The sequence below is a fragment of the Mycobacterium sp. genome (assembly GCF_032162605.1).
Classification (GTDB): Bacteria; Actinomycetota; Actinomycetes; order Mycobacteriales; family Mycobacteriaceae; genus Mycobacterium.
Genome location: NZ_JAVROT010000406.1, coordinates 1 through 10686 on the forward strand (window position 1 = coordinate 1; position 10686 = coordinate 10686).

The 10686-nt window shown below is 68.4% G+C and carries 12 protein-coding genes; 7 read left to right on the forward strand and 5 right to left on the reverse strand.

Annotated elements, in window-relative coordinates:
• On the forward strand, window positions 1-1028 hold a 1028-nt coding region (locus tag QOI01_RS22950), incomplete at its 5' end, for an asparagine synthetase B family protein (RefSeq protein WP_526385025.1).
• Window position 1029: 1 nt separating this feature from the next.
• Here the strand turns inward: QOI01_RS22950 and QOI01_RS22955 are convergent.
• Complete coding sequence (locus tag QOI01_RS22955) at window positions 1030-2004, reverse strand: carbohydrate kinase family protein (RefSeq protein ID WP_526385027.1); 975 nt, start codon at window positions 2002-2004, stop codon at window positions 1030-1032.
• A 76-nt stretch (window positions 2005-2080) separates the two neighbouring features.
• On the opposite strand from QOI01_RS22955, the gene QOI01_RS22960 reads away from it, so the two are divergent.
• Window positions 2081-2734, forward strand: a complete 654-nt coding sequence (locus tag QOI01_RS22960; protein ID WP_526385029.1) for an Rv0361 family membrane protein — start codon at window positions 2081-2083, stop codon at window positions 2732-2734.
• A gap of 18 nt (window positions 2735-2752) precedes the next feature.
• Here the strand turns inward: QOI01_RS22960 and QOI01_RS22965 are convergent, their stop codons facing one another.
• Both QOI01_RS22965 and QOI01_RS22970 read right to left on the reverse strand, forming a co-directional pair.
• Window positions 2753-3115 carry a HesB/IscA family protein gene (locus QOI01_RS22965; protein WP_526385031.1) on the reverse strand — a complete coding sequence of 121 codons (363 nt, stop codon included), beginning with the start codon at window positions 3113-3115 and terminating at the stop codon, window positions 2753-2755.
• A 19-nt stretch (window positions 3116-3134) separates the two neighbouring features.
• On the reverse strand, window positions 3135-4253 hold the full coding sequence (locus QOI01_RS22970) for a glycerate kinase (protein WP_526385033.1): 1119 nt from the start codon (window positions 4251-4253) through the stop codon (window positions 3135-3137).
• Between the two features lie 71 nt (window positions 4254-4324).
• Here QOI01_RS22970 and QOI01_RS22975 point away from each other — a divergent pair, with 71 nt between their 5' ends.
• Genes QOI01_RS22975 through QOI01_RS22990 form a run of 4 tightly spaced genes read left to right on the forward strand, consistent with a single transcriptional unit; the run spans window position 4325 to window position 7352 of the window.
• On the forward strand, window positions 4325-4999 hold the full coding sequence (locus QOI01_RS22975) for a DUF3043 domain-containing protein (protein ID WP_526385034.1): 675 nt from the start codon (window positions 4325-4327) through the stop codon (window positions 4997-4999).
• 6 nt (window positions 5000-5005) lie between these two features.
• Window positions 5006-5575: a bifunctional adenosylcobinamide kinase/adenosylcobinamide-phosphate guanylyltransferase gene (locus QOI01_RS22980; RefSeq protein WP_526385036.1), complete on the forward strand. Its 570-nt coding sequence runs from the start codon at window positions 5006-5008 to the stop codon at window positions 5573-5575.
• Window positions 5576-5580: 5 nt separating this feature from the next.
• Window positions 5581-6630 carry a nicotinate-nucleotide--dimethylbenzimidazole phosphoribosyltransferase gene (cobT, locus tag QOI01_RS22985; protein WP_526385044.1) on the forward strand — a complete coding sequence of 350 codons (1050 nt, stop codon included), beginning with the start codon at window positions 5581-5583 and terminating at the stop codon, window positions 6628-6630.
• Window positions 6627-7352 carry an adenosylcobinamide-GDP ribazoletransferase gene (locus QOI01_RS22990; RefSeq protein WP_526385038.1) on the forward strand — a complete coding sequence of 242 codons (726 nt, stop codon included), beginning with the start codon at window positions 6627-6629 and terminating at the stop codon, window positions 7350-7352. The genes cobT and QOI01_RS22990 overlap by 4 nt, the downstream gene beginning before the upstream one ends.
• Window positions 7353-7412: 60 nt before the next feature.
• Here QOI01_RS22990 and QOI01_RS22995 read toward each other — a convergent pair whose 3' ends face one another.
• A complete protein-coding gene (locus QOI01_RS22995; RefSeq protein WP_526385040.1) occupies window positions 7413-8519 on the reverse strand; it encodes a branched-chain amino acid aminotransferase in 1107 nt (368 codons plus the stop codon).
• Window positions 8520-8541: 22 nt separating this feature from the next.
• Window positions 8542-9612 (reverse strand): glycine cleavage system aminomethyltransferase GcvT, encoded by a 1071-nt coding sequence (gene gcvT / locus QOI01_RS23000; RefSeq protein WP_526385046.1) that lies wholly within the window; start codon window positions 9610-9612, stop codon window positions 8542-8544.
• Between the two features lie 172 nt (window positions 9613-9784).
• Here gcvT and QOI01_RS23005 point away from each other — a divergent pair.
• Window positions 9785-10686 (forward strand): M17 family peptidase N-terminal domain-containing protein (locus QOI01_RS23005; protein WP_526385042.1); only part of this gene is annotated, 902 nt, incomplete at its 3' end.

The window sequence follows — 10686 nt, forward strand, 5'->3', positions numbered from 1 at the left end:
TCGAGCGTGAGGGCTTCTCGGAGGTCGACGTCGCGGTGGCGTCGGCCGAGGCGATCGGCGCGCGTCACGTCACCAAGGTCGTGAGCCAGACCGAATTCGTCGAGGCGTTGCCCGAGATCGTCTGGTACCTCGACGAGCCCGTCGCCGATCCCGCCCTGGTGCCCCTGTTCTTCATCGCCCGCGAAGCGCGCAAGCACGTCAAGGTGGTGCTGTCGGGAGAGGGCGCTGACGAGCTCTTCGGTGGCTACACGATCTACCGGGAACCGTTGTCGCTGAAAGCCTTCGACTATGTGCCGGGACCGCTGCGCCGATCTCTGGGTCGGGCGTCGAGCCCGCTGCCCGATGGCATGCGGGGCAAGAGCCTGCTGCACCGCGGTTCGTTGACGCTGCAGGAGCGGTACTACGGCAACGCCCGCAGCTTCTCCGATGTGCAGTTGCGCGCGGTTCTTCCCGGCTTCCGGCCGGAGTGGACGCACACCGACGTGACCGCCGCCCTGTACGCCGAATCCGACGGCTGGGATCCGGTGGCACGGATGCAGCACATTGATCTGTTCACCTGGCTGCGCGGCGACATCCTCGTCAAGGCCGACAAGATGACGATGGCGAACTCATTGGAGCTGCGCGTGCCGTTCCTCGACCCCGAGGTGTTCGCCGTCGCGTCCAGGCTCCCCTTCGATCAGAAGATCACCAGGGCGACGACGAAGTACGCGCTGCGCCGGGCGCTCGAGCCGATCGTTCCCGCCCACGTGCTCAATCGCGCCAAGCTCGGCTTCCCCGTTCCGATTCGGCACTGGTTGCGGTCAGGCGAACTGCTCGACTGGGCGTATGCGACGGTCGCGGCCTCACAGACCGACGAGTTGATCGACCGCACCGCGGTACGGCGGATGCTCGACGAACACCGGACCGGCGCGGCCGATCACAGTCGACGGCTGTGGACGGTGCTGATCTTCATGCTGTGGTACGCGATATTCGTCGAGCGCAGCGTGGTGCCGAACATCGGTGAACCGACGTACCCGGTCCAGCTCTAGCTCAAGCCAACGCGGCGGCGATCTCGGCGCCGGCATCTGCTCCGTAGGCATCCGAGATGCGTGTGATCGCCGCTGCCTTGTCCCACGTCCACTCCTGCGGTCCGGTCGCCTCCAACACCAGAACAGCGACGAGCGAGGCCAGCTGCGCGGAACGCTCCAGGCTCAGACCTGCGGCGCGTCCGGTCAGGAAGCCGGCGCGGAAGGCGTCACCGATGCCCGTCGGATCGGCCTGGTGCGTCTCGGGCACGACGTCCACGTGGACGGTGGTACCGTCGGCCGATACGAGGTCGACGCCCTTGGGGCCCAGCGTCGTCACGCGCAGGCCGATCTGGCTCATCACCTCGGCCTCGGTCCAACCCGACTTCTGCAGCAGCAGGTCCCACTCGTAGTCGTTGGTGAACAGGTAGGTGGCACCGTCGATGAGCTTGCGGATCTCCTCACCGGACAGCCGGGCGAGCTGTTGGGACGGATCGGCGGCGAAGGCAAGGCCCAGCGCGCGGCATTCCTCGGTGTGAAGGAACATCGCGTCGGGATCATTGGCCCCTACGATCACCAAATCGATTGCGTCCGTGCGTGATACGACATCGGCGAGCTTGATGTTTCGCGACTCCGACATGGCGCCCGGGTAGAACGAGGCGATCTGGGCCATGTCCTCGTCGGTGGTGCAGACGAAGCGGGCGGTGTAGGCGGTGTCCGAGATCAGGACGCTGTCGCAGCCCACCCCGTGCGACGTCAGCCAACCGCGGTACTCGTCGAAGTCCTTGCCCGCCGCGCCGACGAGTGCCACGTCGCCGCCGAGCACGCCGATGGCGTACGCCATGTTTCCCGCCACTCCGCCGCGGTGGACGACGAGATCGTCGACCAGAAAGCTCAACGAGACCTTCTGCAGGTGGTCGGCCAACAACTGCTCGGAGAACTTGCCGGGGAACTTCATCAGATGGTCGGTCGCGATGGATCCGGTCACCACAATGGTCACGAAGCGTCACCCTTCATTTCATTAAGTCGTCTACATAAGACTAGCGCGCAGGTCGGTGCGCTAGCCTAGCAACGTCATGGCCGGTCCAATTCCGTACCCCGAATCCCCTTATTCCGCACCGCCGACCCAGCAGCCGTTTCCTCAGACGGGACCGCAGCAGGGTGCTCAGGTGTTCTATCCAGGCCAGGTGCCGTCGCCGTATCCCGGCACCTTGCCGCCCCCGGTGAACTATCCGAGGGCCCCACGCCGCAAGCCTTTCCTGCTGATCGGCGTTGGATTGCTCGCCATTGCCGTGGTGGCCGCCGTGGTCGTGGCGATCGTCATCGGGTCTCACGGTGATAACCACGCAACCGTGACGGTCAACGACGCGTCGGCGACGACCGCGATCCAGGGCTATCTGGATGCCCTGGTCAAGGGCGACGACGACACCGTCGCACGCAACAGTTCGTGCGGTTTCTTCGACGAGGTCAAGGATCGCCGGTCGGACATGATGCTCGCCAAACTCACCAGCGATGCGTTCCGCGCTCAGTACGGCAGCGCAACCGTGTCGAGCATCGACAAGATCGTGACGTGGTCACCGCTTCAGGCGCAGGTGTTGTTCACAATGCGTGCTGCCCCTGCGGGGCGCAGCCAGGGACAGGTGGAGCGCCAAGGCGTGGCCCAGCTGCTGGTCCAGGACGATCAGATCCTGGTGTGCTCCTACCTGCCCAGGAACACCGGGCAGTTCTAGCCGGCTAGCGGCGCGAACTCAGTTGAACGAGTCACCGCAGGCGCACGAGCCGCCGGCGTTCGGGTTGTCGATCGTGAAGCCGGTTTTCTCGATGCTGTCGACGAAGTCGATGGTGGCGCCCTGCAGGTACGGGGCACTCATCCGGTCGACCGTCAGCGTGACACCGCTGAAGTCGACGTTCAGGTCACCGTCGAGGGACCGATCGTCGAACGCGAGCTCGTAGCGCAGGCCCGCGCAACCGCCGGGCTGGACCGCGATGCGCAGGTTCAGGTCATCACGACCCTCCTGGTCCAACAGCGACTTCGCCTTTGCGGCGGCGGCGTCGGTCAAGACGGCACCGTGAGCGGCGGTGGTGGTGGTCGACTCTTGCTGAACGGTCATTCCTTCTCCCTGTGCATTGTCATGCGTCGGATAGGTCAACGGTACCTTGTCGGGGCGCTATTCCCGACTCTTGCTCATCTCCCCAGCGCGAGGACGTCTGCTCCGCGAGTCCCATGAGCTGCCGCGCGGCGTCCTCGATCGCCACCCGCACCGATCCGGCGTAGTCCGTGATCGAATGAGCGGCCGCGATGCCTGCCCCCCGCAGGGCGCCCTCGTCGAGGGTGACCTGGCCCGCCAGCACCAGTACCGGTGTGTCCCGCGCTCCGGCCGCCAGGGCGCTGACCACCTTTCCATGTAGCGACTGGTCATCGAACCGGCCCTCACCGGTGATGATCAGGTCGGCGGTGGCGACGTCGCCCGCCAGGCCCGTGTGTTCGGCGATGACGGCGGCGCCCGACTCGCGACGGCCGCCAAGTGCCAGCAGCGCGGCGCCGATGCCACCCGCGGCTCCCGCACCGGGCACGTCGCGCACCGCACGCCCCGCGGCCGCCTCGAGGTCGGCGGCCCAAGCGGTCAACCTGTCCTCGAGCACCGCGACGGTGGCGGCGTCGGCGCCCTTCTGCGGGCCGAACACGTGGGCGGCTCCCCTCGGGCCAAGCAGCGGGTGCTCGACGTCGGTGGCGGCGATCAGGTCCACGTCGGCCAGCCGGGCGACGGCGGCATCGAGCCCGCCGAGCGCGTCGATCATGCCGCGGCCACCGTCGGTGCAGGCGCTGCCGCCAAGCCCGACGACGATGCGCTCGGCGCCCGCCGCCAACGCGGCGTCGATAAGTTGGCCGACTCCCCCGCTGTGCGCGTCGAGCGCGGTCTGCACGGTGGGCTGCCCACCCAGCAGGGCCAGGCCGCAGGCCTGGGCACATTCGACGTACGCCGTGCCGGATCCGGCGTCGAAGATCCATTCGGCGGTCACGTCGTCGGTCAATGGGCCGCTGATGACGGCTGTCCGGCGACCGCCGAAGCGACTCGCCAGGACGTCGACGAAACCAGGACCGCCATCGGACTGCGGCGCCAGTGTCAGCTGGTCTCGTGACCTGCCGCGCTGCCAGCCGGCGGCGATGGCGTCGGCGGCCTCCACGGCGGTGAGGCTGTCGCCGTAGCAGTCCGGGGCAATCAGCACGCGCAGCACGGGGCCGGTCATTCGCCCACGGTAGATCCGTGTCGCCGGAGGTGCATGCTGGACGCCGCCGAATCGGAAGTAACCTGGCAGACGTGAATCTGCTGGGTCGTAAGAAGGACACCCCTCAACCCGAGGATGGCGACGACTCCGCCGCTGGTGGGTTGTCCGCCGCCGAGCAGGAGGCCCGCGCCCGCGTCACCGCGCCGAAGGGCAGGCCGACTCCCAAGCGCAACCAGACCCGTACCCGCGGGCCGGTGGCGCCCGCACCGATGACGGCCGCGGAAGCCCGCAAGCGCAAGAAGGCGAACCGGCAGTCGCTCAGCAAGGACGAGCGCAAGGCCGAGAAGCTCACCCGTCGCGCCGACCAGGCCGAGCGCCGAGAGAAGATGATGGCCGGTGACGACGCCTACCTCCTGCCGCGTGACAAGGGAGCACTGCGCAAGTTCACCCGCGACATTGTGGACTCGCGTCGAAACGTGCTTGGCCTGTTCATGCCCGCCGCGCTGGCCCTGGTGTTCGTGATGTTGTCGCTGCCGTCGGTCCAGATCCAGTATTACGTGCAGTTCGTCATGCTCGGGCTGGTGCTGGTCATGGTGATCGACGGACTTCTGATCGGCAGGCGCGTCAACAAGGGCGTCGACGCCAAGTTCCCCGGCAACGCCGAAAGCGGTTGGAAGCTCGGCTTCTACGCCGCCAGTCGGGCTTCTCAGCTGCGCCGGATGCGGGCACCGCGCCCACAGGTCGAGCGCGGCGCCAAGGTCGCCTGAGCCGAGGTGCGCGTCCTCGCGCTGGGCGGTATTCGGTCTGGCAAGTCGCAATGGGCAGAAGTGGCGATCGCCCATGCGGTCGGCCATGGCGGGTGCGTCCGCTACGTGGCCACCGGTGCGACCCCGTCCAGTCCCGAGTCGGATCCGGAGTGGTCAGCCAGGATCGCCGTACACCGGCAGCGCAGGCCGTCGCAGTGGTCGACGGTCGAAAGCACCGATGTGGCAACGCAATTGCGCTCCGATGACGGCACCGCGACACTGGTCGACGACATCGGCGGCTGGCTGGTCGCCGCGATGGATCGACGCGACGCGTGGACCGGTGGCACGGTGGTACCGGACGTGGGAATGGACAACGTGGGAATGGACATAGACGACCTCGTCGAAGCGGTCGGCGCCTTCCGCGGACCGCTCGCGCTGGTCAGTCCCGAAGTCGGGCTGACGGTGGTGCCTGCCACCGACTCGGGTCGTAGGTTCGCCGACGGGTTGGGTGTACTCAATCAGCGCTTGGCCGCGGTCTGCGACCGCGTCGTGCTGGTGATCGCCGGCCAACCACTAACGGTCAAGGAGACAACGTGACGGACATCCGGCCCATCCCCGCCATTCCGGCGCTGGACGGCGACGCGGAGGCCGCCGCCCGTGCGCGCCAGGCCACGTTGACCAAGCCACCGGGCGCGCTGGGCCGACTGGAGGATCTGTCGGTGTGGGTGTCGGCCTGCCAGGGCGTGTGTCCGCCCCGGCAATTCGAGCGCCCCCGGGTCGTCGTATTCGCGGGTGACCACGGCGTGACGGCCTCCGGGGTGTCCGCGTTTCCCACCGAGGTGACCGCGCAAATGGTGGCGAACTTCGACGCGGGCGGTGCGGCGATCAACGTGCTGGCCGAACTTGCGGGGGCGAGCGTGCGGGTGGTCGACGTCGCGGTGGACTCCGACGAGCCACTGTCCGAGGCCATCGGTGCGCACAAGGTGCGCCGCGGCAGCGGCAACATCGCCGTCGAGGACGCGCTGAGCGCCGACGAGGTGGTGGCCGCGCTCGACGCGGGCCGGGCGATCGCCGACGAAGAGGTCGACTCGGGTGCCGACCTGCTGATCGCCGGTGACATGGGCATCGGAAACACTACGGCCGCAACGACGTTGATCGCCGCACTGACGGGCTCGGAGCCCGTCGCGGTGATCGGGCGTGGCACCGGGATCGACGACGCAGGCTGGGCGCGCAAGACCGCCGCCATCAGGGACGCGCTGTTCCGGGCCCGCGACGTGTTGTCGGATCCCGTCGGGCTGCTTCGGGTCTGCGGTGGCGCGGACCTGGCGGCGATGGCGGGCTTCTGCCTGCAGGCCGCGGTGCGGCGCACTCCGGTGCTACTCGACGGCGTGGTGGTCACCGCGGCCGCGCTGGTGGCCGACCGGATGGCACCGGGTGCGCGGTCATGGTGGCAGGCCGGGCACCGGTCCACCGAACCCGCGCACACCCTGGCGCTGGAATGCCTGCAACTGGAGCCGATCGTCGATCTCGGGATGCGCCTCGGCGAGGGCACCGGCGCCACGGTCGCGCTGCCGGTCCTGCGCGCGGCGATTGCCACGCTGGCGTCGATGGCCACCTTCGACGAGGCGAACGTGTCCGACAACGCGTCGTGATCGGTTCACTCGCATCGGCTTTCGCCTTCGCGACGGTGCTGCCGGTTCGCACGCGACACTCGTTCGGCCGCGGCGGTCTGAGCGCGCTGCCGGTGGTCGGCATTGCGTTGGGCGCCCTGGCGGCAGGTACGTCGTGGGTGGCGGCGCAGGCCTTCGGGGACGGCAATCCTCTGACGGGCATAGCCGCGGTGGCGGTGCTGGTCCTGATGACCCGCGGTCTGCACGTCGATGGCCTATCCGACACCACGGACGCGCTCGGCTGCTACGGGCCGCCCGAGCGTGCGCTCGCGGTGATGCGCGACGGGTCGGCGGGCCCGTTCGGCGTCGCCGCAGTGGTGCTCGTGATCGTCGTGCAGGGCCTGGCGTTGGCCATGCTCGGCCCGGTCGCGATCGTGGTTGCGGTCGCGGCGGGGCGGGTGGCAGTGGTGACGGCTTGTCGTCGTTCGGTGCCTGCGGCGGCGGGCAGCTCGCTCGGCGGGCAGGTTGCGGGGACGCAACCGCTCTGGGTCGTCGCCGGATGGACGCTGGTGCTGACCGGGGCGTCTGTGTTCGCCGCGGCCCGACCATGGCAGGGACCCGTCGCGGTGGTCGCGGCGCTCGTCGTCACGGTGGCACTGGTGGCGCACTGCGTACGGCGGTTCGGCGGGATCACCGGTGACGTTCTGGGCGCTGCCGTCGAGGTGACGACCACCGTTGCCGCGCTCGGGTTCGCCGTGTCCTGAACGTGCCCCCTGGCTACCCTTGACGGATAGCCGAACACGAGGGGCGGCCACCCAGAAGGCCTAGTCGAGCCGGGTCATCCAGGCGTGGGTGTCGGCGAACTTGCCGCGTTGAATACCGGTCAGGGTGTCGCGCAACGCCATCGTGACCTCACCGGGCTCACCGTCGGCGATGGTGAACTCGCCTTCGCCAGACTTGACGAGCGACACCGGCGTGATCACGGCTGCCGTGCCGCACGCAAACACCTCGGTGATCTCACCCGCGGCGGCCTTCTTCCGCCATTCCTCGACATCGATCTTGCGTTCCTCGACGGAGTATCCCGCGTCGGTTGCCAACTGCAGCAACGAGTCTCGAGTGATTCCCGGCAGCAATGAACCGCTGAGCTCGGGCGTGACCAGACGCGCGGTACCTCCGCTGCCGAAGACGAAGAACAGGTTCATGCCGCCCATCTCCTCGACGTAGCGGCGCTCGATGGCGTCGAGCCAGACGACCTGGTCGCAGCCGTTCTCCGCTGCCTCCGCCTGCGCCAGCAGCGACGCCGCGTAGTTGCCGCCGAACTTCGCCGCGCCGGTGCCGCCGGGGCTGGCCCGCACGTATTCCGTCGACAACCACACCGACACCGGCTTGATGCCGCCCTTGAAGTAGGCACCGGCGGGCGAGCCGATCACCATGTAGCGGTACTCGATCGCCGGCCGCACGCCGAGGCCCGGCTCGGTGGCGAAGATGAAGGGCCGTAGATACAGCGACTGCTCACCGCCTGCGGCGGGCACCCAGTCGTGATCGACGGCGATCAGCTGCCGCAGCGACTCGAGGAACACCTCATCGGGCAGTTCGGGGATGGCCAGGCGTCGCGCGGAGGTCCGCAGCCGTGCGGCGTTGGCCTCCGGACGGAAGGACACGATGGAGCCGTCGAGCCACCGGTAGGCCTTGAGACCTTCGAAGACCTCTTGCGCGTAGTGCAGCACGATCGCGGAGGGATCGAGCTGGATCGGACCGTAGGGAAACACCGTCGCGTCATGCCAGCCACGGCCCGCGGTGTAGTCGATCGACACCATGTGGTCGGTGTGGAAGCGGCCGAATCCCGGGTCGGCCAGAATGTCGGCACGTACCTCGTCGCTTGCCGGACTCGCATTGCGGGCAAGCGTGAACTCGAGCGGGCCGTCAGTCATGTACCGATTGTATAACCCGTGACTATCGAGTTTTCGCCTCCACGAACGGCGGTGCGACCACCTCGCACTCGAGCGGACGGCCGCGCACGTCGACCGTCACGTGCTGCCCGACGGCGACACCGGAGTCGGTATCGATGAGAGCCAGCGCAATGCCGAGTTTCAAAGTGGGAGAGAAGGTTCCCGACGTCGTGACGCCGACCGGCCGATCACCGTCGAGCACCGTCATGTCGGCTCGGAGAACTCCGCGCCGCAACGCCTTCAGACCGCGGAGCAGCCTCCGCGGACCCGCCTGCTTCTCGGCCAGCAGGGCCTCGCGGCCCCAGAAGGCGTCCTTCTTCCACCCGATCGCCCAGCCGCAGCGGGCCTGCAGCGGCGAGATGTCCAGCGACAATTCGTGCCCGTGCAGCGGATAGCCCATCTCGGTGCGAAGGGTGTCGCGGGCACCGAGTCCGGCGGGCTCACCACCTGCCGCCTTAACGGCCTCGACGAGGGCGTCGAACACGACGGCCGCCCGGTCCCACTGCGGCAGCAGCTCATACCCGTGCTCGCCGGTGTAGCCGGTGCGGCAAACGCGAACGGGCACGCCAGCGAACTCGGCGTCGGCGTACCCCATGTAGTCCATGGCGGTCGGTAGCCCCAGTGCGCCCAGCACCTCGGCCGACTTCGGCCCCTGCACCGCGAGCACGGCGTAGGAGCGGTGCTCGTCGGTAATCGTCAACCCCGCGGGGGCCTGCCGCTGTAGCGCGGTCACCACGGCGGCGGTGTTCGCCGCGTTCGGCACCAGGAACACCTCGTCGTCGGATACGTAGTAGGCGATGAGGTCGTCGATGACTCCGCCAGAGTCGTTGCAGCACAACGTGTACTGCGCCTTGCCCGGCTCGATGCGACCGAGGTCGTTGGTCAGTGCGGAGTTGACGTACTCCGCGGCACCCGGCCCGCGCACCAGCGCCTTGCCGAGGTGGCTGACGTCGAAGAGTCCGACGGCGTTACGGGTGGTGTTGTGCTCGCTGACCGTGCCCGCGTACGACACCGGCATGAGCCAGCCTCCGAATTCGGCGAAGCTCGCGCCCAGTTGACGGTGGCGATCCTCCATCGGGCCCTTCAACAGGTTGTCACTCACGGCGAGCCAGCCTAATCCCCGGGTCGCTTCGCTCCTGCCCGCCGTACCCAATCCCCGGGTCGCTTCGCTCCTGCCCGCCGTACCCAATCCCCGGGTCGCTTCGCTCCTGCCCGCCGTACCCAATCCCCCGGCTAGGGTTGATCGCGTGAGCACAGTACCCGGCTATCAGTCCCCCACCGTCACCGTCTCTGCCACACTGCCCAAGCGCGGCATCGGCTCTGCGGTATTGATCGTTCCCGTGGTCGAGGGCGACGACGACAACGGGTCGAGTGGGCCAAAGGTCTTGGCGAGCCCATTCCTCGACGCCGAGGCGGTCGGCGAGATCGAGGTGGCGCTTAAGGCGCTCGGCGCCAAGGGCGGCAGCGACCAGACGACCCGGGTGGTCGCCCCGTCCCTGCCGGTCGCGAGCGTGCTCGCGGTCGGGATCGGCAAAAACCGCGATGAATGGCCGGGCGACGTGATCCGCCGGGCCGCCGGGGTGGCGGCCCGCTCGCTCGCCGGCACCGAAAGTGTCGTGACGACACTCTCGGAGCTCGACGTGGCTGCGGCGGTCGAGGGCCTGATCCTCGGCGCCTACCGGTTCACCGAGTTCCGCAGCACCAAGACCGCGCCGAAGGAAGCCGGGCTGGCCAAGATCACGGTGTTGTCGACGGCGAAGAGCGCTAAGGCGGACGCGGTCCGTGGGACGAACGTCGCCACGGCGGTTGCGACGGCACGTGACTTCGTCAACACGCCCCCAAGCCACCTGTTTCCCGATGAATTCGCCAAGCGCGCAAGGGCTCTCGGCGAGTCGGTGGGCCTGCAAGTCGAGGTGCTCGACGAGAAGGCCCTCGAGAAGGGCGGGTACGGCGGCATCATCGGCGTCGGCAAGGGCTCCTCGCGTCCGCCACGGCTGGTGCGCCTCACCCACAAGGGCGGCAAGTCGAAGAAGGCCAAGAAGGTAGCCCTCGTCGGCAAGGGCATCACCTTCGACACCGGCGGCATCTCGATCAAGCCGGCCGCCAACATGCATCACATGACCTCCGACATGGGCGGGGCCGCAGCCGT

What these genes read in the sequence shown, in the direction of transcription:
- QOI01_RS22960 (WP_526385029.1), top strand. Translation starts at nt 2,081, where the DNA reads ATGGCCGGTCCAATTCCGTACCCCGAATCCCCTTATTCCGCACCGCCG.
- QOI01_RS22965 (WP_526385031.1), bottom strand. Translation starts at nt 3,115, where the DNA reads ATGACCGTTCAGCAAGAGTCGACCACCACCACCGCCGCTCACGGTGCC.
- QOI01_RS22970 (WP_526385033.1), bottom strand. Translation starts at nt 4,253, where the DNA reads ATGACCGGCCCCGTGCTGCGCGTGCTGATTGCCCCGGACTGCTACGGC.
- QOI01_RS22995 (WP_526385040.1), bottom strand. Translation starts at nt 8,519, where the DNA reads ATGACTGACGGCCCGCTCGAGTTCACGCTTGCCCGCAATGCGAGTCCG.
- gcvT (WP_526385046.1), bottom strand. Translation starts at nt 9,612, where the DNA reads ATGGAGGATCGCCACCGTCAACTGGGCGCGAGCTTCGCCGAATTCGGA.